The organism is Flintibacter faecis, assembly GCF_014287875.1.
In the GTDB taxonomy this organism is placed as follows: Bacteria; Bacillota; Clostridia; order Oscillospirales; family Oscillospiraceae; genus Lawsonibacter; species Lawsonibacter faecis_A.
Window position 1 is genome coordinate 185,776 of sequence record NZ_JACOPN010000004.1, and the last position, 25,216, is coordinate 210,991.

General features: G+C 55.9%; 23 protein-coding genes, 2 pseudogenes and 1 CRISPR repeat array. Of the genes and pseudogenes, 8 read left to right on the forward strand and 17 right to left on the reverse strand.

The annotated features are described in order from the left end of the window. Positions 1-24: 24 nt before the first annotated feature. Positions 25-1,407, reverse strand: coding sequence for a DNA repair protein RadA (gene radA / locus H8S55_RS07585; RefSeq protein WP_186878469.1), 1,383 nt, complete (start codon positions 1,405-1,407; stop codon positions 25-27). A gap of 93 nt (positions 1,408-1,500) precedes the next feature. After that, entirely contained in the window at positions 1,501-2,214 is a 714-nt protein-coding gene (locus tag H8S55_RS07590) for an N-acetylmuramoyl-L-alanine amidase (protein ID WP_186878470.1), read from the reverse strand. A 133-nt stretch (positions 2,215-2,347) separates the two neighbouring features. On the opposite strand from H8S55_RS07590, the gene H8S55_RS07595 reads away from it, so the two are divergent. Next, positions 2,348-2,809, forward strand: coding sequence for a spore coat protein CotJB (locus H8S55_RS07595; RefSeq protein WP_227146617.1), 462 nt, complete (start codon positions 2,348-2,350; stop codon positions 2,807-2,809). A gap of 3 nt (positions 2,810-2,812) precedes the next feature. Continuing rightward, positions 2,813-3,007 (forward strand): annotated as a pseudogene (locus H8S55_RS07600) (manganese catalase family protein); the annotation flags it as partial. Here H8S55_RS07600 and H8S55_RS07605 read toward each other — a convergent pair. Continuing rightward, positions 2,962-4,599, reverse strand: coding sequence for a recombinase family protein (locus H8S55_RS07605; RefSeq protein ID WP_186878471.1), 1,638 nt, complete (start codon positions 4,597-4,599; stop codon positions 2,962-2,964). The pseudogene H8S55_RS07600 and the gene H8S55_RS07605 sit on opposite strands and share 46 nt — an antisense overlap. A gap of 678 nt (positions 4,600-5,277) precedes the next feature. On the opposite strand from H8S55_RS07605, the gene H8S55_RS07615 reads away from it, so the two are divergent. Together H8S55_RS07615 and H8S55_RS07620 are read left to right on the forward strand one after the other, a co-directional pair. After that, positions 5,278-6,597 (forward strand): GGDEF domain-containing protein, encoded by a 1,320-nt coding sequence (locus tag H8S55_RS07615; protein ID WP_186878473.1) that lies wholly within the window; start codon positions 5,278-5,280, stop codon positions 6,595-6,597. A gap of 364 nt (positions 6,598-6,961) precedes the next feature. After that, positions 6,962-8,098 carry a HipA domain-containing protein gene (locus H8S55_RS07620; RefSeq protein WP_186878474.1) on the forward strand — a complete coding sequence of 379 codons (1,137 nt, stop codon included), beginning with the start codon at positions 6,962-6,964 and terminating at the stop codon, positions 8,096-8,098. Between the two features lie 43 nt (positions 8,099-8,141). Here H8S55_RS07620 and H8S55_RS07625 read toward each other — a convergent pair whose 3' ends face one another. The 7 genes from H8S55_RS07625 to fic form a co-directional block, all read right to left on the reverse strand. Continuing rightward, positions 8,142-11,432: a DEAD/DEAH box helicase family protein gene (locus tag H8S55_RS07625; RefSeq protein WP_186878535.1), complete on the reverse strand. Its 3,291-nt coding sequence runs from the start codon at positions 11,430-11,432 to the stop codon at positions 8,142-8,144. A 24-nt stretch (positions 11,433-11,456) separates the two neighbouring features. Then, entirely contained in the window at positions 11,457-11,885 is a 429-nt protein-coding gene (locus H8S55_RS07630; protein ID WP_186878475.1) for a DUF6680 family protein, read from the reverse strand. 275 nt (positions 11,886-12,160) lie between these two features. Continuing rightward, on the reverse strand, positions 12,161-12,352 hold the full coding sequence (locus tag H8S55_RS07635) for a hypothetical protein (RefSeq protein WP_186878476.1): 192 nt from the start codon (positions 12,350-12,352) through the stop codon (positions 12,161-12,163). A 77-nt stretch (positions 12,353-12,429) separates the two neighbouring features. Further along, entirely contained in the window at positions 12,430-13,560 is a 1,131-nt protein-coding gene (locus H8S55_RS07640; RefSeq protein WP_186878477.1) for a restriction endonuclease subunit S, read from the reverse strand. Between the two features lie 27 nt (positions 13,561-13,587). Continuing rightward, on the reverse strand, positions 13,588-15,090 hold the full coding sequence (locus H8S55_RS07645; RefSeq protein WP_186878478.1) for a type I restriction-modification system subunit M: 1,503 nt from the start codon (positions 15,088-15,090) through the stop codon (positions 13,588-13,590). Between the two features lie 51 nt (positions 15,091-15,141). Beyond that, complete coding sequence (locus tag H8S55_RS07650; RefSeq protein WP_186878479.1) at positions 15,142-15,414, reverse strand: winged helix-turn-helix transcriptional regulator; 273 nt, start codon at positions 15,412-15,414, stop codon at positions 15,142-15,144. A gap of 1 nt (position 15,415) precedes the next feature. Next, positions 15,416-16,030: a protein adenylyltransferase Fic gene (gene fic / locus H8S55_RS07655; RefSeq protein ID WP_186878480.1), complete on the reverse strand. Its 615-nt coding sequence runs from the start codon at positions 16,028-16,030 to the stop codon at positions 15,416-15,418. A gap of 168 nt (positions 16,031-16,198) precedes the next feature. Between fic and H8S55_RS07660 the strand changes: the two are divergent. Continuing rightward, positions 16,199-16,642: pseudogene (locus H8S55_RS07660) on the forward strand (manganese catalase family protein); the annotation flags it as partial. A 90-nt stretch (positions 16,643-16,732) separates the two neighbouring features. On the opposite strand, the gene H8S55_RS07665 reads toward H8S55_RS07660, so the two are convergent. From H8S55_RS07665 to H8S55_RS07685, 5 genes are all read right to left on the reverse strand, one after another. Next, positions 16,733-17,773 carry a hypothetical protein gene (locus H8S55_RS07665; protein ID WP_186878482.1) on the reverse strand — a complete coding sequence of 347 codons (1,041 nt, stop codon included), beginning with the start codon at positions 17,771-17,773 and terminating at the stop codon, positions 16,733-16,735. Between the two features lie 12 nt (positions 17,774-17,785). Then, a complete protein-coding gene (locus H8S55_RS07670) occupies positions 17,786-18,037 on the reverse strand; it encodes a YkgJ family cysteine cluster protein (protein WP_186878483.1) in 252 nt (83 codons plus the stop codon). After that, positions 18,037-19,680, reverse strand: coding sequence for a hypothetical protein (locus H8S55_RS07675; RefSeq protein ID WP_186878484.1), 1,644 nt, complete (start codon positions 19,678-19,680; stop codon positions 18,037-18,039). The genes H8S55_RS07670 and H8S55_RS07675 overlap by 1 nt, the downstream gene beginning before the upstream one ends. A 16-nt stretch (positions 19,681-19,696) precedes the next feature. After that, positions 19,697-20,626, reverse strand: a complete 930-nt coding sequence (locus H8S55_RS07680; RefSeq protein WP_186878485.1) for a helix-turn-helix transcriptional regulator — start codon at positions 20,624-20,626, stop codon at positions 19,697-19,699. A gap of 138 nt (positions 20,627-20,764) precedes the next feature. Next, positions 20,765-21,355 carry a tetratricopeptide repeat protein gene (locus H8S55_RS07685; RefSeq protein ID WP_186878486.1) on the reverse strand — a complete coding sequence of 197 codons (591 nt, stop codon included), beginning with the start codon at positions 21,353-21,355 and terminating at the stop codon, positions 20,765-20,767. 184 nt (positions 21,356-21,539) lie between these two features. Here H8S55_RS07685 and H8S55_RS07690 point away from each other — a divergent pair, with 184 nt between their 5' ends. From H8S55_RS07690 to H8S55_RS07700, 3 genes are all read left to right on the forward strand, one after another. Beyond that, a complete protein-coding gene (locus H8S55_RS07690; RefSeq protein WP_186878487.1) occupies positions 21,540-21,881 on the forward strand; it encodes a helix-turn-helix domain-containing protein in 342 nt (113 codons plus the stop codon). A 131-nt stretch (positions 21,882-22,012) separates the two neighbouring features. Then, positions 22,013-22,348: a nucleotidyltransferase family protein gene (locus H8S55_RS07695; RefSeq protein ID WP_366467606.1), complete on the forward strand. Its 336-nt coding sequence runs from the start codon at positions 22,013-22,015 to the stop codon at positions 22,346-22,348. After that, positions 22,335-22,688, forward strand: a complete 354-nt coding sequence (locus H8S55_RS07700; RefSeq protein ID WP_186878489.1) for a HepT-like ribonuclease domain-containing protein — start codon at positions 22,335-22,337, stop codon at positions 22,686-22,688. The genes H8S55_RS07695 and H8S55_RS07700 overlap by 14 nt, the downstream gene beginning before the upstream one ends. 77 nt (positions 22,689-22,765) lie before the next feature. Here the strand turns inward: H8S55_RS07700 and H8S55_RS07705 are convergent, their stop codons facing one another. Both H8S55_RS07705 and H8S55_RS07710 read right to left on the reverse strand, forming a co-directional pair. Beyond that, positions 22,766-24,409, reverse strand: a complete 1,644-nt coding sequence (locus tag H8S55_RS07705) for a SulP family inorganic anion transporter (RefSeq protein WP_186878490.1) — start codon at positions 24,407-24,409, stop codon at positions 22,766-22,768. Between the two features lie 22 nt (positions 24,410-24,431). Further along, positions 24,432-24,593 (reverse strand): hypothetical protein, encoded by a 162-nt coding sequence (locus H8S55_RS07710; RefSeq protein ID WP_186878491.1) that lies wholly within the window; start codon positions 24,591-24,593, stop codon positions 24,432-24,434. Positions 24,594-24,697: 104 nt separating this feature from the next. Beyond that, a CRISPR array of direct repeats spans positions 24,698-25,195; the repeat unit is 33 nt; unit sequence ATTTCAATCCACGCCCCCCGTGCGGGGGGCGAC. Positions 25,196-25,216: the final 21 nt, after the last annotated feature.

Below are 25,216 nucleotides of genomic sequence, written 5' to 3' on the forward strand. Positions count from 1 at the left end.
CGTGGCGATCCGTCTCTTAGTCTCTTATAATAATGCCGCCAGGGCCTCCCGGATGTTGGCCACCCGGATGAGCTCCAGCCCCTCGGGCACCGTCAGCTTCCCCTGGATGCGCTTGGGCACCAGGCACTTGGTAAAGCCCAGCCGCCGCACCTCTGCCAGCCGCTGGCCCAGGGCGCTCACCGCCCGCAGCTCCCCCGTCAGGCCCACCTCGCCGATGGCGGTGAGGTCGTGTGGCACGGGCTTGTCCCGAAAGCTGCTGGCCATAGCCAGGATGGCCGCTAAATCGGCGGCGGGCTCCTCCAGGTCCAGGCCGCCGATGACGTTCATATAGGCATCGCAGTTGCTCAACAGCAGCCCGCCCCGCTTCTCCAGCACCGCCAGCAGCAGGGCCGCCCGGTTATAGTCGATGCCGTTGCTCACCCGCCGGGGGTTGCCCAGACTGCTGGGCACCACCAGGGCCTGGATCTCCGCCAGCACTGGGCGCACCCCCTCCATCACGCAGGTGACGCAGGTGCCCGGGGCGTCGGCGGGCCGCCCGCTGAGCAGGGCCTCGGACGGATTGGGCACCTCGGACAGGCCGCAGTCCTCCATCTCGAACACGCCGATCTCGTTGGTGGCCCCAAAGCGGTTTTTGGCCGCCCGGAGGATGCGATAGGCCATGTGCCGCTCCCCCTCGAAATAGAGGACGCAGTCCACCATATGCTCCAGCACCTTTGGCCCGGCGATGGACCCCTCTTTGTTCACATGGCCGATGACAAAGACGGTGATCCCCTCCCCCTTGGCCAGCTGCATCAGGGTCATGGTACACTCCTTCACCTGGCTGACGCTGCCGGGGGAGGCGCTCACGTCCCCGTTGTACATGGTCTGGATGGAGTCCACAATGAGCACGTCCGGCCGCATGGCGTGGACGGCATCCACCAGATTCTCCAAATTGGTCTCCGCCAGGAGGTACAGGCCCTCCCCCCGGACGTTCAGGCGCTCGGCCCGCAGCTTGATCTGCCGCTCCGACTCCTCGCCGGAGACATACAGCACCTTGGCAAACCGGCACAGGCTGTCGCAGATCTGCAGCATCAGGGTGGACTTGCCGATGCCCGGCGCACCGCCCACCAGTACCAATGAGCCCTTCACCGCCCCGCCGCCCAGCACCCGGTCCAGCTCGCCCATGCCGGTCTGAAAGCGCAGCTCGTCGGTGGTCTCCACCTGGGCCATGGCCCTGGGGCGGTTCAGGGCCACCCCTGTGTCAGAGCCGCGGGCCACGGCGTAGCCCGTCTTCCGGCTCTTGGCACCCGGCTTTTCCGCCGGGCGCTCCTCCATGGTGTTCCAGGCCCCGCAGGCAGGGCAGCGGCCCATCCACTTGGGTGTCTCGTTGCCGCAGTCGGTACAATAAAACAGCGTCTTTGCCTTCATGTTTCCGCTCCTAGTCTGATACATTTGTTTCTATTGTAGCAGGATTTTTTGCCCCGGACAAGGGGGCAGCGATTCTTTTTCCTCCATACATTTTCAGGAAAAGCGAGCCGATTTTTCTTCCTGCACCACGGACAGGAGCACCGCCGCCAGCTTTTTTTGATAGGCCCCGTCCCGCAGGAGGGCCTCCTCCTCCGGGTTTGTGAGAAAGCCGCACTCCAGCAGTACCGCCCGGCAGTTCACGTGGTTCATTAGATAGACGGTGTCCGGGACTGGCTTGCACTCCCGGCGGTTGTCCGGCTGCAGGTTCTCCCGCAGGGCCCTCTGCAGAGCCTGGGCCAGCTCCTGCGAGCCCTCAGTTTTGGCGTAAAAGGCCTGGCTGCCCCAGTATTTCCCCTGGGGATAGGCGTTCTGATGGATGCTCAGCAGCGTGGCGTTCGGGATGTGATTTACCGCCTGCGTCCTGTTTTTCAGGTCGGAGGTCTTTTTCTCTCTGGGGCTCACCGCCCCGGGACTGTGCAGCGAGACATCCTTCTCCCGCAGCAGCACCGGGTCGGTGCCGTAAAAGGCCAGCAGGTCCCGCAGGCGCAGGACCACCGCTAAATTGATGTCGCTCTCCCGGGCCCCGGTGACGGACACCGCGCCCCCGTCCTCTCCCCCGTGGCCCGCGTCCAGGATCAATGTCTCCTCCGCCGGGACAACGGTCTGAACCGCCGGGCACGTCCTCCCCAGCAGACACCGCCCCGCCAAGAACATGAGAAAGACGGTCAGCCCCACCCAGGCCGCCGCCAAAACCATCGTGCGCTTCAAGCCCACCACCTCCGCCCTATCCTATGGCCCCCGCCCCTGGACTATGCCGAAAGTGACATCCGCCCCCCGGCGGCATAGACTGACGTGAGGGACCTGTCAGCGTCCCTTACATTCCATGGAGGAGGGATCTTCTTTGAACACACCCACCGGCAGCGCCTGCCCGCTGCCCCACTGCCCTGACCACTATGGCACCATGCCGTCCTGCGCCGGACTGGCCGTGCCTTATGTCCCCTTTCAGCAGGAGAACGCCAAACAGTATGCCCAGGATCAGGCCCTCAGCGCCGGGACGCTCTTCCCCGGCCTGAATCTGCCCTTCCACCTGAAAACGGAGAACAGCACCCTGCCCGACACCCCCATGGCCCAGCTGCAGGCCCTGGAGTTCGTGGTGCTGGAGCTGGGCATCTATCTGGACACCCATCCCCAGGATACCGAGGCTCTGGCCCTGTTCCGCCAGTACACCGCCATGGAGAAAGCGGCCCGGGCGGCCTATGAGGACCGCTTCGGCCCCCTGACCCAGTCCGCAGCCGGAGGCGACAGCTATCGCTGGCTCCAGGAGCCCTGGCCCTGGTGCTATGAGCAGAATGAGGTGAAATAAGGGATGTTTTTTTATGAGAAAAAGCTCCAGTTCCCGGTGAAGATCGCCACCCCCAACCCCAAACTGGCGGCCTTTATTATCAGTCAGTATGGTGGGCCAGACGGCGAGCTTGGTGCCTCCATGCGCTACCTCTCCCAGCGCTATACCATGCCCTACCCCGAGGCCAAAGGGGTGCTGACTGACATCGGCACAGAGGAAGCGTCATGGCCCCCAATTTTGGCGCGGTATTTTTCCAGTCCGTCCAGCACATAGACCCATTTGGCGGGCAGCAGATTGAGCGCCACCGCTACCCTGCCGTCCCGGTACACGGTCATCTGTTGGAGGAGATGACCGTAAAAGTCGTCGTCCGCCGTGCGCCCGCTGACGATGCCCGTGATGGCGGCGCGAATGTCCGGCTTTAGGGTCTGCGTGTCGGTGTTCAGCGTCTGCCGCTGTTGGATCGCGGCGATTTTCTCCCGCACCCGGTTCATTTCACTTTCACAGCGGGCTTTGGCGCGCTGATAGTCAGCCTTGGTGATGCTCTCGTCGAAAAAGCGGTCATGGATGGTGTCATTGCGGGCTTGCAGCTTTTCAAGCTCCAGCTCCAGCCGCCGCAGCTCCTGCTCGCCGCTGTCGTCGCCGGACACCAGAACGCTTTCCACAATGCGGGCGAGGTTTGATATGATCGCTCTCTTATCCAGCGTCACGGCGTTCACGGAGCGCCGTAGAAGATCCATGGCGATGTCGTCCCGGATCTGCCGCCCGACGCTGCATCCGATGGTATTTCCCGCGCCGTCTGTGCGCCGCAGGCCCTCGTTGGTGGCGGTGAAGCAGCACCAGCGATAATAGGAGCTGCCGTCCTGCCGCTTTTGGGTGCGGTGAGAGAAGCTCTTGCCGCACTCGCCGCAGCGAATTTTGCCGGAGAGCGGATAGCGGTTGCCGTGTCCGCCGCGGCCCGTCGCGCGGTTGCGTCGGGATAGCTCCCGCTGCACCGCCTGCCACGTTTCCCGGTCGATGATGGCCTCGTGGTGGTCTTTCAGCTCGACCAGCGGCTCCTTGCCGTGGTTGTACTTCTTTTCATGGGTCAGGAAGTCCGGTGTGTAGGTCTTTTTCTGGATCAGGTCGCCGCAGTATTTTTCATTTTTCAGGATCTTTGTCACGGTGGCCGATGACCAAAGGCAGTTGCCCTTGCTGCTGAGGATACCGGCCTCCCGCAGCTCCCGCGCGATGGTGCTGCACCCTTTGCGCTCTTGCAGGTACTTATGGAAGATGAGCCGGACAACTTCCGCGCCCTCCGGGTTGACGGTCATTTTGCCGCCGATCACGTCGTAACCCAGCAGCGAGCCGCCAAAAACGACGCCCTTCTCCATGCTGCGCATCTGTCCCCATTTGGAGCGTTCAGAGGTCCTTCGGCTCTCATCCTGCGCGACGGAGCTCATGATCGTCAGCCGCAGCTCCCCATCGTTGGTGCGGGTATCCAGGCTGTCATTGAGAAACAGCACCCCTACACCCCGCCGCCGCAGCGCGCGGGTGATTTGCAGCGCGTCCACCGTGTTGCGGGTAAAACGGCTGACCTCCTTGGTCACGATCAGGTCGATCTGGCCCAGCTCCGCCGCGTGGAGCATTTTATTGAACTCCACGCGCTTGCGGGTCGATGTGCCGGAGATGCCCTCGTCGGCATAGATGCCCTGCAAAACCCAATCCGGCTGGCGCTGGATGTACTCGCGGAAATACCGCTGCTGCGCTTCAAACGAGTTCGCCTGATCCTCCTTATCCGTGGATACGCGGCAATACGCCGCTACTTGTAGCATAAAACCGCCTCCTCGCGGGTATCATACGGCAAATCTCATGCCTCTGCAACTGTGCGGATACTGAAAGGCACTATTGCTTTACAGAGTTTGATTTCCCTGTATTTCTTATCTGTTCTTCCAATTTTTGTACGCAGTTCCTACACTGCATTTCGTTAAGAACCCCTTGCCGCTGCAAGGTGAGCAGGACGGCTCGCTGGTATGCGAAAAGAAAGTCCTGCCCGATCTCGTCTGCCGCCTGATTATGCAGCAACTCCGGTTTGCTTGCCATCCTGCTCCCCCCTTTCCCTGAAACTATGCGGAGAGACCGGTGAACTTGTTTTCTGTTTTCCCGGAAGCGGTTTCCTGCCGATCGTTTGCGCAGAATTTCAACTTCCACATACTGATTCCCTTGCGGAATTTGTCGTTGACTTACTTGGATAAGCTGTGCTAAAATACTCTCAAAAAAATGATCACACCGCCAAAAACGCCGCACGGCGGGCGGGTACATGGCTGAAATGTCTGCGAAACCGCCGGTTCACGGCTCGGCAAACGGAATATCTTGCCCGAAAAGGCTTCAAAAGGCATCGAAAACCACGGTTTTCGGTGCTTTTTTGTCGCGCTAAGAGCATGCCTTACCCGCTCTACAGGCAGGGTGAAGAAAGGATATGAGACATGAAATCAAGACACGGAAGAGTTCGGATGCGGGTTGTGAGCCTTTCCAGCAGTCTGCTTGCGCTTCTGATCGCGGTACTGGTAACGATGCTGGTGGCGCGGCTGCAGCGTGGGTTTATCGAGCTGCACGATGCCACGGAGCAGTACATCGTCTGCGTCAACACCGCCCGAGAGATGCAGGACGGCTCTAACTACCTGACGGAGCAGGCCCGCCTTTTTACTCTGTGGGGAGATATCGAGTACTTAGATAATTACTTCACGGAGGAAAATGAGACCCGACGGGTCGATCTGTCTGCGGAGAAATTACAGAAATGCTCTGGAGAGAGCGACAGCTTCGCGTATATCACCACAGCCTTTCAGCTCTCCCGCGCCCTGACGAAGGTAGAATACCGCGCCATGCGGCTCATGGTGGAGGCCATGGGAGTAGATCCTGCCGAATGGCCGCAGGAGCTGCTGGACACGGTGCTCTCCGAGGAGGAGGCGGCTCTGTCCAAGTCTGAGAAGGTGGAAGCGGCGCAGCATCTGCTCCGAAGCAGGACCTATCAGGAAAAGAGGGACGGCATTGCCGCCTCGATCACCGCCTATCGGAACACGATGGCAGCAGTGACCCGCGACCGGCAGACGAAGGCTGCCGGCAGACTCTCCGCCAGCCTGTGGCAGTTGGGCGTCTACTCCGTTCTTTTGGTTGTGTCGATCTTCGCCAGCTGGGCGCTGGTCTATCTGCTGATCGTGAAGCCCATCGCCCGCGGCATCGGCTATGTCCGCAGGGGCGAGTTGGTGCCGGTGCGGGGCGCGATGGAGGTGCGTGAGCTGGCGTCGGTATACAACGAAATGTTCGAGGAAAATCAGGAGAAGCAGCGCATCATCCGCCGAGAGGCGGAGCGCGACGCACTGACGGAGCTGCTCAACCGCCGATGCTTTGAGCGGACCCTGGGCGCTTACAAGCAGGCGGGCGAGCCCTTTGCGCTTGTGATCGTGGACATTGATACCTTTAAGACCATCAACGACACGATGGGACACTCTGTCGGCGACGCGGTCATCAAGCGGGTGGCGTCTGCGCTCGGCGGCGCGTTCCGCGGCGGAGATCACATCTGCCGGATAGGCGGCGACGAGTTCACCGTCATCGTGTCGGACATCACCAAGGCGGACGCCGACGTGATCTGTCGGAAGATGGCTGCCATCAATGAGCGGCTCTCCGTGCCGGAGGACGGCGTACCGACGGTGTCGCTCAGCTCCGGCGTGGCCTTCGCCAACAACAAAAAAGCGGCGGAGAGGATTTTTGAAAACGCGGATGAGGCGCTGTATCGGGTGAAGAAAACCGGCAGAAACGGCTGCGCCGTTTACTGATGGGCCTTCTGCGGTGCGCTTGCGCTCCCAGCTGCCCGAGAACGCCGCGGATGGCGGAGCGACAGGCGGGGAAACGAGCAAAGCCGCTGCTAAGTGTATGAAAAAACAGCAAGGCTGTTGGCAAATGCGCCGACAGCCTTGCTGTTTTTTACGGGTGTTCTGAAATCTCCACGTCCTTGATGGGGCTGCGCTCCATGGCCAGCAGGTATGTGAACGGTGAATTGACCTATGAAGAATTAGATGCGCTTACACAGCTCCCAAAGAAGAAAGGCGAATAATAGACGAAGAAAACATGAGCGTTTTCTGTTTTCAATACAGCTCTTGTGTGGTATGATAATAAAAATGACCGTTTGGAGGATTTATCATGAACTACATTCTAAAGCAGTTCGATGAACCGCTGGTTAAATTCTCCGCAACGACCGATACCAGTGAGCCGGAGATCCAAATCCTTTGGACAAACGAAGAAAAAGCGGCATTTCTGCCGCTTGATCTGACGCTGACACCGGACGGATTGAGTCGTTGGCTGCGCCGCCGCACGATCCCCAAAAACCGCGCCTACGTCCATAGCCTTTTAGCAAAATGCGGCTTAAACCTCAACCGACCGCTCAGTATTATCAGTGCTTGTAAAGGACTATCCCTTAACGATTGCTATTGGGTCGTCGAGGACGGTGACACCGCTTCTTTCGACAAAGTAAATCTCTACGACAACCCATTCAGCAATGTTCTGGCCGAGCTTGCCTTTACCGGCTATGGCAGCAGCGTCCGCGCTTCCCTGCTCTCCAGCCCGGAGTTTACCACCAACGGAATGCTTCGTAAATGCTGGCGGCGCATGGGCGGTAAGGTGTATCTCTATAAGGGCGGCACGGAGGGCGCGGCCAACACAGGCAACGAGCCATACTCTGAGTTTTACGCCGCACAGATCGCCGCCGCCATGGGCGTTCACGCGATCCCCTACGGCTTATCCCGTTGGAAAGGCGTTCTCTGCTCCACCTGCGAGCTTTTTACCGACAAGGTGTATGCCTACCTCCCGATCGGCCATCTTGTTTCTAAGGGCGGCATGGGGGCTGTCAGGACATATTACGAGAAGATGGGAGTCGAGTTTGTCGACGCGCTGAACGAAATGCTGGTGTTCGATGCGGTGATCTGCAATGTGGACCGGCATTTCGGGAACTTTGGCGTAATGGTCGATAACCGGACGAATACCATCGTCTCCCCCGCTCCCCTGTTCGACCACGGCAACTCCCTCTTTAACTTTGCGGGCGCGGACGCCTGGGCGAACGAGACCGCGCTGGAGGCATATATCGAAACGCTGTACCCCAGCGTGTACGATGATTTTCTCGGTACGGCGGCAAGTGTCCTGACGCCGGAGCTGCGCGAGAAGCTGCGGCATCTGCTGAACTTCAAGTTCAAGAAGCACTCGCGCTATAACCTGCCCGAAAAAAGATTGCGGATGATGGAGCGGCAGGTGCAGCGAAGAGCGCAAAAGTTATTGGAACTGTAAAAATAAGCACGGTTACCGGAAATAGCAGTAACCGTGCTTATTCTTATGCGACAGCATTTAAATTGATTTTCTCTATGGTATTCCGAATTCCCATCCAAACTGTAAGATCCGTGAACACCTCCACGATGCTGCCGTGGTCGGTAAACGGCGCTTCCTGCAAAACGGACAGGTCTTTCATCATGCCGTTGTGGACGATGTACTCCACGATCTGATTTACGAAATAGATCTGTCGACTATCGAGGCTGGCATCGTTCAGGTACTGCGCAAAAGCCTCTTTTGCCGCATTCATATCAAGCCCGACGATCTCCCGCACAAACTCCCCCAGCGGCTTCTGGCCGTACTCGGCCTCGTAATCCTGTTTCGTCCCGACCTCGTTCCAGAGTGCTTTCTCCAGCGCCTGCACGTCCTCCGCAGTCAGAGGAACATTGTCCTTTAGCTTGGCAATGGCCGCATTGTCCATGTGCTGACGCACGTAGAACTCCGCCTTGGCCTTGTAGTTCTTCAGATCGTCGTTCTCCAGCTCAGATTCTTTCCAGTCCACAGACAGAATTTCGTCATCAAAATTCGTATCATAGTGCGCTTTACTGACCGGAATATACTTGATGAGGTCACGCAGATTCTCCCGGATGTGCTCAAATTCATTGATCCCGGCAGTCTCCACATAGTCTGTATGCAAAATCTTGTCGATCAGCTCAGCCTGTGCCATGATCTCCGGGATGTTCGCCACAGATGCAACAGCGGAAACTTTCTTAAACAGGTCGCTGCGGGCTTTGCTGTATTTCTTTCCGGCGAGATAGGCAAGCTCGATGCCATACATCAGCGCGTCGAACCGCAGCGCCTTGGCATCGTCCTCTTCCGGTGTAATGAGCGGTGCAAGCTCCTGCCCCATGAGCAGCGTGTCCTCATAGGTCAGGGCGCTATAGCTGTCCGGTTCGGCATACCGCTCTACATATTTTAAATGCTGGCGGACAGCAAAGTTCTCTTTGTTCAGTTCCCGCACCTTGCGCACCATGTCCTCCACCAGCGTCTTGCGGAAGGCAATCAAGTCCGTCGTCTGATACGCCAAGTCCTGTAATTTGAAGGCAATTTGGGCCTTCAGATGGAAGATCGCACCTTGCAGGGCGATCATATTGGCGGTGGGCCGTCCCTTGTTCATGCGAAAGAACTCAAAGTTGCCGCAGAAGTCGAAGATGTAGAACTTGTCCTTGTCCTTACCGTCCAGCAGCCCCGGACACAGACGGGTGCCTCGCCCGATCATCTGCCAGAACTTCGCCTTGCTCATGACCTTCTTGAAAAACACCAGATTCAGCACTTCCGGCACGTCAATGCCGGTGTCCAGCATATCCACGGAAATGGCGATTTGAGGCAGCTTCTTCGGGTCGGAAAACTCGTCAATGGCGCTTTGGGCATAGGTCATATAGTTGTCGATGACCTTGGCAAAGCCGGGAAGATGCGGGTATTCCTGATTGAAAACCGTGAGAATTTTCTCTGCATGGGTGTGGTTCTTTGCAAAGATGATGGTCTTGCCCAGTTTGCTGCCGTAGTCGATGGTCAGGCCGTGGGTCATCAGTGTGTTCAGCACCTGTCGGATGGTGTCCTCGTTGAAGATCCACTCATTCAGCGCCGACGATGCAATGCTGTCCGGCAGCTCGCCGTTCTCGTCCTCAAAAGTGTCCTCGTAAGCCTGCTTGTCCGCGTCGGAAAGTTCATCGTAGACAATGCCCTGTTCCATGAATTTCAGCTTCGTCTCCACAGACAGGAAGTCCACCAGATACCCGTCCTTCACCGCCTGCGCCAGCTCATAGCCATAGGTCGGCACGCCGTTTTCCAGCTCAAATATCTCATAGGTATTCTTGTCGATCTCGTCCTTGGGCGTGGCCGTCAGTCCTACCAGCGGCGCGTCGAAATAATTGAAAATATCCCGGTATTTGTTATAAACGGAGCGGTGCGCCTCGTCGCAGATCACAAGGTCAAAGTGCCCACAGGTAAAGAGCTTGCCCTCCTCATCCTGTACGCTGTCGATGACATTGTACATGGTCTGATAAGTAGAAAAGATGCAGTGAGCGGTGTAGTTATCCTTCTCCTCACAGAGGTTGGTAACGGAGAGATCGGGCAGCAGATTCACAAAGCTGCGCTTTGCCTGGGTGACCAGACTGTTGCGGTCAGCAAGAAACAGGATATTCTTCACCCAACCGTGCTGAAGCAGCACATCACACAGAGCAATGACCGTCCGTGTCTTGCCGGAGCCGGTAGCCATGACCAGCAGCGCCTTGCGGCGATTTCGGGCAAAGGCGTCGCAGGCGGCCTTGATTGCCCCCTCCTGATAGTAGCGCCCGGCGATCTTGCGGTCCACCATAATATTTTTGAGGCTCGTCCGCATACTCTGGAGATTGAAGAGCTTCTCCAGATCGCGTTTGGAGTAAATGGCCGCACATTTCCGCTCAGGGTATAGATTGTCCGTGATGCGGGTCTCAAAGCCGTTGGTCAGGAAGATGACCGGGCGGCGATGATACTTTTTCTCCAACAGATCGGCATAGAGCTTTGCCTGTTGGCGGCCCTTGGCCACATCCACACAGGTGCGCTTGGCCTCCACCACCGCCAAGGGGCGGCCGTCGTCCCCGCAGAGCACGTAGTCCGCATAGCCCACCTCGGACTTGTTTGGCATACCGGGCAGCTCCACCTCATTCAGCCAGTCCTTGCCCTCTGTCCAGCCCGCATCTGTGAGCATGGTGTCGATATACAGCTTGCGGGTCTTGTACTCAGACAGGTCGAGGGGCTTGGGCACATAGGTCTGCTGCTGCTCGGCTCGGCGGGCGGTGAGTTCCTCCTTCAGCGCAGCGTTCTCCGCCATCAGTGCGGCGAGATCCACCTCCGGCGCTTCCTGCACCGGTGCGGCGGACACTTCGCTTTTCTGCGTCAGCAGCGCAGGGTCGAAATGTCCCTCGGTGTAGTTCTCACCGTAGCAATAGGCCACAAAATCCAGAAAGACATACAGGTTTTCCAGACACAGCGCCGCCTGCTCCTGGGTGATTTTCTTGCCGGTGTGGGCGGCGTTGTTTCCCATGCGGCGGATCAGGTCCATCCGCCGCCAGATGTCTGCGCCCACAATGTCCCGGAAGTCCTCGGTGTTCATCAGACTGACCAACGTGTCCTGATAAGGCATGACCAGCGCCTTGTCCACGGAGTACATCCACTTCACGGCGAATTCCATCGCCCTGCGGCAGTTCAGCACGCAGGCGGAAGGGTCGATATGTAGAATCCGCTCGGCGGAGACGGCAACAGGGGCGAAGGAGGAAAATTGTGGGGTTGAGAGGAATGTGTCAAAGTTGGTCATAAAATCACCTGCCATAAACAGCTATTAGTACCAGTATAGATTGCTACCTTGCCCTATATAACTTTTAGCGATGTAGGGATTTTTCAGCTTGTCCCAGGAAAGTGACTCTCCGTATCCTAGGTGTCTAGCAATCGCTTCGAGAAGTTTTATATATGCATCGTCAAGTGCAGACAACTTTTGCATGAAGGACTGTGGGACTGTTAGATTATCTGTCACGTCGTTCTGAGCTTTTTTGTAATTTTCTAGACAGCTACAAATGTCGGGACAGTTAAAAAATACGATAGGAATGATGTTTAACGCTGTTACGCGTTCTGGTTGTGCTGGAAACAAACGGTATGTAACCAACGTTTTCAGTATGCTTAGCTGTTCTTTTCTCAACTCTTCTCTTTGAGATAGCTTAGAACCGATTAACACGCCAAAAAGTCCAGAAATGAGAGAGAGCAAAATATTCATACGGCTTCTCCTTTATCTATTACAGTCGATGTATTTTACAGTAAGTCGATACTCTGACAGGGACAGGCAAGATATATGCCTACTGTCGCTCACACAGTGAATAGGTCATCTCCCATACTCCGTTTCTGAGATCAGCATAGCCTGTTGTTTTTCATGTTTGATTTTGCCAATCATAAAAAACAATCTCCAATGATAGTTCAACTTGCTTTTTTCCAATAATGGCGCTTGAAATAAGCGCAAGAATTGAAATTATAATAGATAATATATTTAACATTTTATCGCCTGAAATCATTCTGTTGTAGATATTTAAAAGCCACTGAAAAACCATAACTTTCTAGAAGCACATTCATGTTTTCCGCAAAACGTTTCTGGTTTTCGATAGAAAGCTTTTCAAACTCGGCCTTCAAGTCAAAAGCCGTTTTTGAAAATTTGGCTACGAACCTTTCATATTCCTGTTGTGAAGTCATAGTAACGCCTCCTCAAATTTGGTTTCGCCCTAATTTTACCATGTTTTTTGAAGAACGGAACGTCAACTTTACATCAGTTATTCGTCAAAATACGTCTGCATCAGACTGTCGAACAACAGTTGTGCTTCATCCAATGCTTTCTGTACGGCGACTTTTGATTTGTCGACCTGTTTAATGAATACCTCAAAGTTTTTTTGTTCTTCAATACTCGGTAGAGGAATGAGTATTGTCTTTATTTCGGATAGATTTAAGGTTTTCTGTGCAATACCTTTGACTTTTTCTTCTATTTGCCGCTGGCCATCTGGAGATAGCAATGCCGCATACAAATAAAAGCTATTCACAATTTCGTGTTTGGGTTTCAAATATGCGATATGCCTTTGAAACAGGAATTTTTTATCTTCAACAACGACTGCCACATGGCCATAGGAACCTACTGTTGATAACAGCAGATCTCCTATCTCGATAGGCGTTCGCTTGTAGAGTTCACCGTATGTTTCTTCGCTTATGAATTTTTCAGCGTTATATGTGACAGTATTGTTAACCAGATTTGAAACAAAAATAAAGGGAATTCCGTTGTCTTGAAACTTCGGCGGCTGATGCGTCCCGTCAGTGATTATTGAGCACAATTCATTCATCGAAGCTATATGCTGACAAGAACTAAACATCTCGACAAATCGTGCCTTGACCAGCTCGTCCAGTTTCTGGAGTTGTTGTTGATATAGCGTAGTCATGCTACATACCTTCTCCAGGACATCGACAGCATACTGCTGCTGCTCTTTTGATGGAAAGGGAATTTCCATTGCCAGGAAATCACTATCCGTTATCCTTTCACGACGTTTAACGCTTCCATTAAACTTTGATGAGTAATAACGAACGCTTCGAGGAGAGCGCAATACCGTTTCAAGATATTTGGGGACAATTTTTTGAAAATCAACATTCCAGATTTTATAAGCCGGGCTTACAATACCGATATCGACAATAGACTGAATTCCAAAATTAGCTTCATCGATGTGAATTCCTTGAACAAGTTGTCCACGTTTTACAAGTTTGTATTGTTCCGTGTCTCTTGAAGCAATTCTCTTTTTGAACTTATCGCTTTGAAGAACAACGCCATCACTCTTTGTAATTGATAGAACTGGATAATCACTTGCCCCACATCGTTCTATTTTTGCTGATGAAATAACTTCACAAAGTTTTATATATTCCATTCTTCATCCCCACAAATCCGAATTTAGTCACATTCTAAGCAATTCTTCCAACTTGCTCATTTCCGCACCAATCTCCACTTCCAGCTCTCTCAGCTGGGCCATGATCTCACTGGTGGGCGGGTACTCCACGGGCTTATACTCGGTTTTCTTATACTTGTTGATGGACAGGTCATAGCCGTTGTCCACGATCTCCGCCCTGGGCACGAGGAAAGACTTCTCTGTGCGCTGGCGGTCTTTTTCTGCCCCCGGCTTGCGGAAGCGGGCAATGATGTCGGGGATGTCATTGTCGGCCACCGGGCTGCGCTTATCGTCCAACGAGAAGCCGTCGGCGGTCATGTCGTAGAACCACACGTGGTCCGTGCCGCCGTGGCCGGTCTTGGTGAAGATGAGCACGGCGGTGGACACGCCTGCGTAGGGCTTGAACACGCCGGAGGGCATGGAGATCACGGCCTCCAGCCGGTTGCCGTCCACCAGCTCCTTGCGGATGGCCTTGTGCGCCGTGGACGAACCGAACAGCACGCCGTCCGGGACGATGCAGGCGCAGCGCCCGCCGATGCGCAGCATCCGCAGGAACAGAGCCAGAAACAGCAGCTCGGTTTTCTTGGTCTTGCAGACTTTGAGAAGATCCGCAGACACGGTGTCTGCGTCCAGACTGCCCTTAAATGGCGGGTTGGCCAAAATCAAGGAATACTTCTCCTTGTCCGGGTTCTGGTCGCTAAGGCTGTCCCGGTACTCGATAAAGGGGTTGTCAATGCCGTGGGTCATCATGTTCATGGCACCGATGCGGAGCATGGTACGGTCCATGTCATAGCCGAAGAACATGTGATTCATGTAGTGATCTTTCTTCTGGCGGTTGAAGAAGATCTCTTCTTTTCGGTTTTCTTTCAAATACTCGCCCGCTGAAACAAGAAAACCGGAGGTGCCGCAGGCCGGATCGCAAATCATGTCATCGGCTTTCGGGTCCATCAGCTCCACCATCATGCGGATAATATGGCGCGGGGTACGGAACTGGCCGTTGCGGCCGGACTGGCTGATTTTGCTCAACAGATATTCATAGGTGTCGCCCCGCACATCCACCGCCTGTGATTCGCTCATCAGGCGGTAGATCTCGTCCAGCGCATCCACCACCTTGGAGAGCAGCAGCGGCGTGGGCAGCTTGAAAATGGCATCGTCCATGTACTTGGAATAGGCGCTGTTCTTATCCCCGTGGAGATTCTTGATAAAGGGAAACACCCACTCCTGCATGACGGAGTACATCTTCCCTGCCGGGAAATCGTGGAATACGCTCCATTTGAGCTGCTGGCCGTCGATGGTGCGCTCACCCACCTGCACCTCATCGGTGAAGATGCTGGTATAAGGCAGTCCCAGCATGGCGGCCTCTTTCGCCCGGAGATTGTCCGAATCATCCAAGTCGTGAATGAACATCAGATATGTGATCTGCTCGATCACGTCCAGCGGGTTCACCAGACCGCCCGCCGCAAAAATATCCCAGAGACTGTCAATTTTGTTTTTCAATTCGCCTGTAATCATGAATCCAATCCTCTCAAAGTTTTACAATTCTTTCTCTCTAAGCCAAGTTTTCTATTTAACCAGCACTTCCCACTTGCCGTATCTCTTGCCGTTCTCTCTGCGGATATAGTTCTTATCCTGCAAGGACTTCATGATCCGCTTCACGGTTGCGATGGACTTGCCAGTTGCGTTCACAAGCTCCTGCTGCTTGATGGTCGGGTTTTGTGCGATCCGCTCCAAAACAGCCAGTTCCTCCAGCGAGCAGTCCAAAGTATCAAATTGATACTTTGAAACTTTGGGGCTGGTACTTTGGGAAGCGCTCTCGTCCACATAATCAATGTGCACCTCATTCCTTGCTCAGATCTTCCGTCTTGAAGGTCGTATACCCCTCATAGTAGTAGCTGTGGTCGATGCCCTTCATATAGACCTCACAGCTGTTGATCTCGTCGGTCAAAGCCGCTTTCAGCAGAACCTTGATCTCCACGTCCTTGATGGGGCTGCGCTCCATGGCCAGCAGATAGTCCTCCTTATCGACACGGCTCCAATCCACCACCTGCCCGATACCGGCTTTTAGCATCTGGTCAAGCCAGATGCGGGTACTGCGGCCGTTGCCCTCGCGGAACGGGTGGGCGATATTCATCTCCACATACTTCTCGATGATCTCGTCAAAGGTGGACTGCGGCATCTTGTCGATGTTGGCAAGCGCCGCCTCCAGATACATCAGCGGCGCAAAGCGGAAATTGCCTTTTGCCAGATTCACAGTGCGCAGTTCACCGGCAAAGTCATAAATATTCTCGAACAGCGCCTTGTGAATGGCTTGCAGCGACGCAAATCTGCCGGGGGCCAGCCTGTCCAGAGCGCCGCTTTCAAACAGTTCCACGGCTTTCTTCTTGCTGATCCGCTCCTCCTCGCGGGCAAGCTCGGCGGAGTTGGTGATGCCAAGTTTATTTTCAAGTGCCATTGTGGGCCTCCATGTGTTTGCAAAATAGCTTCTCAGTGGGTGTCCAGAAGGTCGGATGACCTTTCTGCCAACAATTCTACAGAGTAATTATACCATAAAACGCTATATTCACAAGCGGAAGAAAGAAAACACGGCCTTTCCCGCACCTGTGGCCCTTTTGCTTCCACAGTCGGCACAGAGGAACTGGGTCACATGGAGATGGTGGCCGCCATCGTCCACCAGCTGACCCGGAACCTGAAAGAGGATCAGATCAAGGACACCCCCTTCGCCGCCTACTTCGTGGACCATACCACCGGGGTCTACCCCACCGCCGCCTCCGGCTTCCCCTGGAGCGCCGGGTCCATCCAGTCCACCGGCGACGTCATCGCCGACCTCACCGAGGACCTGGCCGCCGAGCAGAAGGCCCGCCTGACCTATGACAACATCCTCCGCCTGTCCGACGACCCGGACGTGAACAACGTCATCCGCTTTTTGCGGGAGCGGGAGATCGTCCACTTCCAACGCTTCGGAGAATGCCTGCGCCTGTGCAAGGAAAAAATGGACGCCAAAAACGTCTACCTCACCAACCCCGCCTTCGACGCCCCCACCGCTGCGCCGCTGACCCAGGGGTAAACTCAAGAGGAGCCCCCGGTCCGTACAATGGACTGGGGGCTCCTCTCTTCATTTAAACAGCGCACTGAAATTTATCGCTTGGCCGATACATCACACCAGCGTCACCAGGCCGCTGTCCTCCAGGAAAGACTCCGCATTGTTGATAGCCTGATTGACCTCCTGCTCATTTACCACGTTCGTTTCGGCGGTGCTGCCAGTCTGGCGGACCAACTGGACCTTGCACATGCTGTACAGCAGTCCCACCAGCATTACCGTATTCTCCGTCATCTTCTTTTCCGCATCCGTAAACTCATTCCAGTCCGTCTTCCCGCTCACGACCACCAGATCACCCAGCTTGCTCAGGTGACGGAGATAGAGACGATCCAACGTTTTCAGCGCCTTTTCAAACGCAGCTTCCGTATCATACAGCTTCTTCAGATAACGACAAATCTTATTGATCTCCCGCTCTGCCTTCTCCATCTGACGATAAGCCTCATCTGCCTTGTCAGACAGCTTGCTTCCGGTCACATTGAAGATAATACCGCCTACCAAAAGGCCAACACCCAATGTGGTCGCACCCAAAATCGTGGTACCCAGCGCCATTCCTCCGCCGCCAGCAGCAATCGCTCCGCCACCCAGGGCAGCCAGGGTCGCATTAGTCGCTGCCACGCCGCTCAGCGACGCAATGGCAGTACCTGTGGACGCAGTGCCCAGCGCCATCACTGCTGCCGTAGTCGCACCGGCTGCGGCAAACCCGCCAGCCGTTCCAACTGCTGCGCCACCAAGTCCGCCCAGCAAAACACCGGCACCCACAGAAACCTTCTTCAGCTCTTCCCCGTTATAGGCGGGAATATCCACATTCTCTTTGTTGTAGCCTTTGAACTCAGGCCGGTTCTGGATGCGCTCGAAAATATCCGAAAACTTCTTAAAACTGTCCAGGATCACCAGTTCCATCTCGCCCAGGCGATCCATAGCCTCTGTCGTCTCCTGGTTCTGCTTTTCAAACTTGGCGATGTTTTCCTTGTGTCTCTTGTCCGCCAGCTTCATGGTGTCGTTGGCTTCCTTCATCTTGGCTCCGCCGTGAACGGCACTCCCCAGTCCAACAGCTCCGGCAATGGTAGCGACTCCACCCAAAATTAACGGTAACGGCATAGTAATTTCCTCCTAAATCTCTTTTTTCTTTAATTGACTGCATACCAGCAGGTTCTCACGATAGAATTCTTCCCTCGACATGGAATCCTTGAAAAACCGGTCATAGCTCTCGTCGATCCGGCACAACAGGGGTCGGGTCTGATAGATGCTGCACAGATTCCCGTCCAGATATCTGCACACCCCGTCTCCCCTGTCCAACTCTCGGTACAGCTCGGACAGCTTCAAATTGCGGCAGCATGCCCCGCATTGATCACATGGAAACATCACTGAAACACCAAGTGCGCATGCTCGTCGCGCATGAATGCGTCAAAGTCTTCAAAGCCCTCCCAGGGCAGCGGCAGCTTTCTGGCTGCGAACGCCTGCCGCAGGGTGAGATTCAACTCAGCCGGGGTCTGAATCTTGTCCAGCTTATTTGCGATCTCGTTAAACGCACCGGTCTCTTGCTCAAACCGCTCTATGTCGATCTGCATCAGTTCCGCCGCATACCGCTCAAAATACGCCGCATACTCCCGGTAATAATTCAGCTCCGTTTCCATCGTGTGAACGTTGTTCAAACATTTGACCAGCGCATTCATGGTCTTGCTTCTGTCTAAATACATGAGCAGCGTACAGCTCATAATGCCGGTCGCAAACGCCTCGCAGAAATTCTTTACAATTTCTCCCGTCTCTCCCAGGCTGCTCAGCGGGGTGCGGGCCAATGCGTCACCCACAAGCACACCGACGGTCACACTGGCACCGACAGAGAGAACCTTTACGACTGCGCACATCCGGTCTCCGAATTCATAATCATCCGGGTTGATGAAAAGGACCTTCATCGCTTCCACCAAAGAGGCATAGGACTGTCTGATGATACGCACCGTCGATTTTGCAGTCGTAAAGAAGATGTTGCACAGCGTAGTTGTCACGCTGGCCAGGACACCGGCAGTCGCACCGTTCAAAAACCGGGAACACAGTTCGGGATATTTTTCTTTGGCTTTTTTGATCCCTGTTTCAATCCCCCGAACAATCGCTTCCAGATATTCTGTCAGGCCAGTCTCCTGGTCGTTCAGCTTCTTCCATTCGTCTTTCACCGAGAACCAAATCTCAGCAAACACAAATCCAAGCACCTGCCGCAATCCCATGCCGGCCCCGACCTTGACTGCTGCGTATGTCATATCTTTTCTGAACTGTACACTGGTGTAATAAGTACGAGCTAGCTGGGCATCGTAATCTTTTTTTGCCCGCTGATATTCCGCTCTCAGGCGCTCCTTCACTTCTTCCGGGAGCGGCTCTCCCTTCTTCCCGTTCCAGTCTACTTTGCTGGGATTCGCTTCACACCAGGCGATATATTCATCCACGCTCATGTTAGACATATTTCGATTCAAAGCCGCATTGGTATAGCGTAGATTTTCCGGGCGGTTAGCCAAGTCCAAACCGTCCATTCCAGATAAGACCCGCCCCCGGTCATTATGTATTTCCTCTGCTGACATGACATGGTCCAGTTGTCCCTGCTGACCACGGGGGATATTCTTTTCCATACGAGGTATTACCTGATTGCCAGGAACATATGTATCCGCAATCTTTGTGCCGTGCTGGTCAAACTCATTTTTTGCCGCTTTCACTGTGCCCGCATAACGCTGGTCTTTGTGATACGCAACTCGATCATATTGACCTCTATTCTCATAGTTCTGCTGATTTTTGGCGGATTTATATGTCATCTTGTCATCCACGCCAATTTTCCGTACATTGTGAATCGTGTCCACATCTCCGCCGTGCTGGTCTTTTATGATAAAGTCCAGGCCAAACGACGTAATCAGGCTCTCGACCAGCAATCTCTCATACTGCTGAAAGATACTGGTGAACAGCGGCTCGCTGGGGTCTGGCACATAGCCTTTGTCAAACGAAACGATCTGATTTGCTGCTGGCATTCTCTTCGCCTCCTAATCAAAGTAGTGTGATATACTCCCCCTGGCTCCTCAGCCACATCTCGATCCCCTTGCCGAACACCTCCGCTTTCACGATCCACCCGTCCTCGGTCTGTTCCTCGATCTCTGCGGTGGGCAGGCGGTCCAGCACGGCCTCGATGGAGGGGCCGGTGTATTGGAAGCGGATGGTCTGCAGTCTGCCGCCGTACATAAACTGCACCCGCTTACGGAACTCGCCCTCCTGAAAGCGCTCCAGATAGGGCACCTGAAAGTGCTCCCGGGTGACCCGGAAGTCCCGGATGCGGTCCAGGCGGTAGATGGTGGGGAACAGGTCGTCCGGGTTCTCAAAGGCCGCTTTTTTGTCGATATCCCGGATGAAGGCCACCAGATAGAAGTAGTATTCCGAGAACATCAGCCCCACCGGCTCGATGGTCCGGCGGACGGTCTCGCCGCCCTTCAGCTTTTCGTAGTCGATCTCCGTCACCAGGTGCTTCTGCACCGCCTCCCCCAGGGCCCACATGCGCTCCAGCAGGGGCTTTTCGTGGTGGGGCTGGATGTACAGGTGCTTTTCGTTGGCCAGCAGCTCCGCCACCGCCTGGCGCTGCTCCGCCGGAACGCAGCAGCTGACCAGCTTGTCCAGAATGGGCAGCATCTCGTCCCGGCGCAGGGAGCGGCTCTCCAGCAGGATCTTGCACACCGCCAGTACCTCGCCGTTGGTGAACAGGGTGCTGCCCCACTCTACCAGGCGGTAGGCCCGCTCCTTGGCGTCATAGATGATCTCCCCCGGCGGGGTCTGCTCGGCGAAGAAGCAGCGCAGGTCCTCGATGTCCCGCTGCAGGCTGCGCTGGGTCACGCCGAAGCGGTCCGCCGCCTCCTGCTTGCGCACCTTGGCCCCCCTGGCAAAGTCCCGGTAGAGATACAGCAGCCGGGCCGTTTTTTCCGTTTCCATCTCGTCCTCTCCTCCTGTCTGACGTTGTTGAAGTAGATAAAGACAGGGCCGCTCTTTCGGGTGCTGTTTGGAAGTCCTGTCCACAGTATATGCTACATCTTCCATTTATGCAACAGATAGTTCCAATTTTCCGCACTTTCAGCGTTCTTCCGCCTGGGACTTGGTTTCTCCTTCGGCGTACCTGGCGTAGAACGCCTCCGCCAGCAGCCGCAGGGCCTGGGTCCGGTCCAGCTTGTCCTTCCAGCCCTGGGCATCTCCGGTTTTGATGGCCCGGCACAGCCAATCCTCCGCCGCCCCCAGGTCCCGGGCCGTGCCCCGGCCCTCCAGGCAGCAGGCCCCCAGCCGGATCATGGCCTTCACATGGCCCTGTTCTGCGGCGCACCTGCACAGATCTGCCGCCGTCCGGTCGTTCTGCTCCGTACCCGCCCCGGAGAAATAGCAGATCGCCAACCCGAACCAGCCCTCGCTGCACCCCTGCTCCGCCGACTTCCGAAACCAGGCCGCCGCCTGGTCCGCATCTTCTTTCACACCAAAGCCCTCCAGACAGCAAAAGCCGAAGATACTCTGCCCCTCCGGGCTGCCCTGCTCCGCCGCTCGTCTCAGCCACGCCGCAGCCTGAGCCGGACTGCGCTCCACGCCCCGCCCCTGGGCATAGCAGTCGGCCAGCTGCACCTGGGCCGTCCTGTCCCCGCCCTCAGCCCGGGCCAACAGTTCCTCCCATTCCTGCATTCTGTCTCCCCCTTTCTCTGTTCTGCCCCCATTCTACGCAGGCAGAGAGACAGCTTTTGTCCATCCTGGAAAGCTCCGAAATTTTCTCCTGAAAGTTTATGCTTGTCCCTTCTCAAAGTTTATTTAAGGGAACAACTAATGGCGTTAAACTGATATCATAGCCAAGTGACAGGAGGATTCTGCCGTGGACTGGAGTGCGATTGGAAAGCGGATTCGATGCCAGCGGGAATATATGGGCCTTACCCGGGAGCAGTTTGCCGAGCAGATCGAGGTGACCCCCAAGTTCTGTTCCGACATTGAGACGGGCGCCAAGGGCATGTCTGTCCCCACCCTCTGCCGCATCGCCAGGACCCTCCGCCTGTCCACCGACTATATCCTCTATGGCCGACGGGGCCAGGAGGACCCGGAGCCGGTGATGCGGGTGCTGGAGACCTGCTCCGCCCAGGAGCGCACCTATGCCGAGCAGCTGCTGAAGACCTTTGTGGCCGCCATGAACATGAAAGACAACGAAAAGGCCCCGCTGTAACGGCGGAGCCTTTCTGTTTATGTATTTACGATATCTAAAATCCAAGAAAACGCTTTCCTTTCTCCCGTTTCCGTGATATATTGTATTTGAAAGCAAATACTTTTATTAAAAGCGGCCGCAGCCGGAAAGGAGTGTCTTTTTTGATCTACACACTGGAACAACTCAAGGAGCTGATCGCCCCCATCGCAGAAGAGTATCAGCTCGCTGCAGTCTATCTGTTCGGCTCCTATGCCCGTGGCACCGCAACCGAGTCCAGCGACGTGGACCTGCTGGTGGACACAACAGGCACTTCTCTGACCAGTCTTTTCGCTCTGGGGGCGCTATATTGCGATTTAGAGGATGCCCTGCAAAAACGGGTCGACCTCATCACCATCAGCGCCCTGCAGCAGCGGACTCAGATGCCAAGTGAACAGGATTTCCGTCAAACGGTCATGCGGGAAAGGGTGAAACTTTATGCTGCCGCCTGATTTACAGCGGATCAAGCACATCCGCGACTATTGCACCGAGATAGAGAAGACCGTCATGCGCTATGGCCGGGCCTTCACTATCTTCGACAGCGACCCAGACTATCAGCGATCTGTCTCCTTTTCCATCCTTCAAATCGGTGAACTCAGCGGAGGTCTGACCCAGGAATACCGTCAGGCCACTGCCGACAGAGTACAGTGGGGACCAATCAAGGGGATGAGAAATCTGGTTGCACACAACTACGGCAGTATGAGCCGCGAGATCATTTGGGAGACAGCAACAACAGATATTCCCGCTTTAAAACGATTCTGCGAGGAGCAGCTGGCAAGCGCTGATTTCTGATCTTTTTGTATTTTCATAATCATGTAAACACCGCCCGAACCGGTCCTCTCCCCGGTTCGGGCGGTGTTCTATTATGGTTACTTGGCCACGCCCTCCAGCTGGGCGGCTCGGTCCAGGGCGGCGTCGATGTTGGGCTGGAAGTTCTCCCGGCCCACCTCGTCCAGCAGGCCGGACTTCTGGAACACGGACATGGGCTGCTCGTTCACATGGGAGAACACCACCTGGATGTTCTGGCGGCGGCACTCCTCCCACAGGCGGCGCAGGCCGTTCAGCGCCGTGATATCCAGGGCGGGGACGGCACGCATGCGCAGGATGAGGACGGACTTGTCCGTCTTTCGGTCCATATGGGGGATCTTGTCCGCTGCTCCGAAGAACATGGGGCCGGTGACCTCGTAGACCATGACGTGGGCGGGCACGGGCTTAAACCGGCCCTGATCGTCCTGGGTATCCTCCACATACTCCCACTCCCGGACCACGGCCACGTCGGCCATGCGTGTCATGAACAGCAGACAGGCCAGGGTCAGGCCCACGGCAATGGCCACCACCAGATCGAACACCACCGTGAGGAAGAAGGTCAGCACCAGCACGGCGATGTCGCTCTTGGGGGAGGTCTTGACCACTTTGACCACCGTGCGCCAGCCGCTCATATTATAGGCCACCTGGAACAGGATGGCGGCGATGCAGGGCATGGGGATCAGGGCGGCATAGGGCATCAGCAGCACCAGTACCAGCATCAGCACCACCGCATGGACCATGCCGGCCACTGGGGAATTGCCGCCGTTTTTGATGTTGGCCGCCGTGCGGGCGATGGCTCCCGTGGCGGGGATGCCGCCGAACAGAGCGGAGGCCGTGTTGCCCACGCCCTGAGCCACCAGCTCCATGTTGGAGTTGTGCCGGGCGCCGATCATCTCGTCGGCCACCACGGCGGACAGCAGCGACTCGATGGCCGCCAGAATGGCGATGGTGCACGCATCGGGCAGCACCGCCGCCACCGTCTCATAGGACAGGGCGGGCAGCTGGAAATGGGGCAGCGACCCGGAGATGGTATACAGATCGCCAATGGTGTTCACTGGCAGGTCAAATCCCTTTATAATGCCTGCGGTGACGATGACAGCCACCAGAGAGGCGGGGATTTTCTTCAGTGTCTTGGGCCAGAAGATCAAAATGGCCAGGGCCAGACAGCCCACGCCCAGGGCGGTGACGTTCATCGTCCCGATGCACAGGACCACCTGCTCCAGCTTCTCCATGGTCTCCACGGGAGCGGTCTGGAAGGTCAGGCCCATAAAGTCCTTGATCTGGCCGATCAAAATGGTCACGGCGATGCCGGCGGTGAAGCCGGTGGTGATGGTATAGGGGATGTACTTGATCATGCTGCCCATGCGCAGCAGGCCCATGATGACGAGCAGGATACCCGCCAGAATGGTGGCCACCGCCAGGCCGTCCATGCCGTTGCGGGCCACGATACCCGCCACGATGGTGGCGAAGGCCGCCGTGGGCCCGGCGATCTGCACCTTGCTCCCGCCCAGGGCGGAGATCAAAAATCCGGCCACGATGGCGGTGTACAGTCCCTGCTCCGGGGACACGCCGGAGGCCAGGGCCAGGGCGATGGACAGGGGCAGGGCAATGATCGCCACGATGATGCCGGATATCAGGTCTTTGACGAACGCTTCTTTGGAATAGTTTCTCAGCGACAGCAGCAACTGAGGTTTCAGTTCACTCACAGTTCTCTCTCCTCTTATTTTTCTAGGGACACACACGATTTTTCATTATAGAGAAAACTGCTGTGATTTGCAAGGATTTTTCCCAATTTGGCCCGTCTTGACCAAAAACAGCAAAGGCCGCTGCCGGAAAGAGAACGGCCTTAACGTTGCCTTCTAAGTTGGCTCCCAGATCAATCGCCTGCATATTTCAATCCTCGCCCCGTGCGGGGACGACCCGCCCGGTAATTCGATCTACGTCCCCGGGTGGGGGTGACGCAAGTATAAAGACCAGATCACGGCCCGTATGCGATTTCAATCCACGCCCCCCGTGTGGGGGGCGACCACCTCATCCATATCCACGTCCTGCCCCTTCATATTTCAATCCACGCCCCCCATGCGGGGGGCGACCGTCGACATTCTGCCGCAGATTTTCCGCGCATAGATTTCAATCCACGCCCCCCGTGTGGGGGGCGACCATGGTCATGGCGTTAGGCCCGTCCCGCAGCTCATTTCAATCCACGCCCCCCGTGTGGGGGGCGACAGCCGCCAGCAGCTGCACAAGGCCACCAGAGCGATTTCAATCCACGCCCCCCATGCGGGGGGCGACTCACCTTGCGCATCTCGTAGTCCGCACGCTCGGCATTTCAATCCACGCCCCCCGTGCGGGGGGCGACGGCTACTATATCGGCAAGCCCATGCCCCCGGAAATTTCAATCCACGCCCCCCGGGTGGGGGGCGACAGCCGTGGTAGACTGGCACGGCGATGAGGCTGTATTTCAATCCACGCCCCCCATGCGGGGGGCGACACGGTTCAACGTCAATTTTACG

Bases quoted from the DNA above. Each gene is read 5' to 3' on its own strand.
- radA (WP_186878469.1), bottom strand. From the start codon at position 1,407: ATGAAGGCAAAGACGCTGTTTTATTGTACCGACTGCGGCAACGAGACA.
- H8S55_RS07605 (WP_186878471.1), bottom strand. From the start codon at position 4,599: ATGCTACAAGTAGCGGCGTATTGCCGCGTATCCACGGATAAGGAGGAT.
- H8S55_RS07615 (WP_186878473.1), top strand. From the start codon at position 5,278: ATGCGGGTTGTGAGCCTTTCCAGCAGTCTGCTTGCGCTTCTGATCGCG.
- H8S55_RS07620 (WP_186878474.1), top strand. From the start codon at position 6,962: ATGAACTACATTCTAAAGCAGTTCGATGAACCGCTGGTTAAATTCTCC.
- H8S55_RS07625 (WP_186878535.1), bottom strand. From the start codon at position 11,432: ATGACCAACTTTGACACATTCCTCTCAACCCCACAATTTTCCTCCTTC.
- H8S55_RS07630 (WP_186878475.1), bottom strand. From the start codon at position 11,885: ATGAATATTTTGCTCTCTCTCATTTCTGGACTTTTTGGCGTGTTAATC.
- H8S55_RS07635 (WP_186878476.1), bottom strand. From the start codon at position 12,352: ATGACTTCACAACAGGAATATGAAAGGTTCGTAGCCAAATTTTCAAAA.
- H8S55_RS07640 (WP_186878477.1), bottom strand. From the start codon at position 13,560: ATGGAATATATAAAACTTTGTGAAGTTATTTCATCAGCAAAAATAGAA.
- H8S55_RS07645 (WP_186878478.1), bottom strand. From the start codon at position 15,090: ATGATTACAGGCGAATTGAAAAACAAAATTGACAGTCTCTGGGATATT.
- fic (WP_186878480.1), bottom strand. From the start codon at position 16,030: ATGGCACTTGAAAATAAACTTGGCATCACCAACTCCGCCGAGCTTGCC.
- H8S55_RS07665 (WP_186878482.1), bottom strand. From the start codon at position 17,773: ATGCCGTTACCGTTAATTTTGGGTGGAGTCGCTACCATTGCCGGAGCT.
- H8S55_RS07670 (WP_186878483.1), bottom strand. From the start codon at position 18,037: ATGTTTCCATGTGATCAATGCGGGGCATGCTGCCGCAATTTGAAGCTG.
- H8S55_RS07675 (WP_186878484.1), bottom strand. From the start codon at position 19,680: ATGCCAGCAGCAAATCAGATCGTTTCGTTTGACAAAGGCTATGTGCCA.
- H8S55_RS07680 (WP_186878485.1), bottom strand. From the start codon at position 20,626: ATGGAAACGGAAAAAACGGCCCGGCTGCTGTATCTCTACCGGGACTTT.
- H8S55_RS07685 (WP_186878486.1), bottom strand. From the start codon at position 21,355: ATGCAGGAATGGGAGGAACTGTTGGCCCGGGCTGAGGGCGGGGACAGG.
- H8S55_RS07700 (WP_186878489.1), top strand. From the start codon at position 22,335: ATGCTGCCGCCTGATTTACAGCGGATCAAGCACATCCGCGACTATTGC.
- H8S55_RS07710 (WP_186878491.1), bottom strand. From the start codon at position 24,593: ATGCAGGCGATTGATCTGGGAGCCAACTTAGAAGGCAACGTTAAGGCC.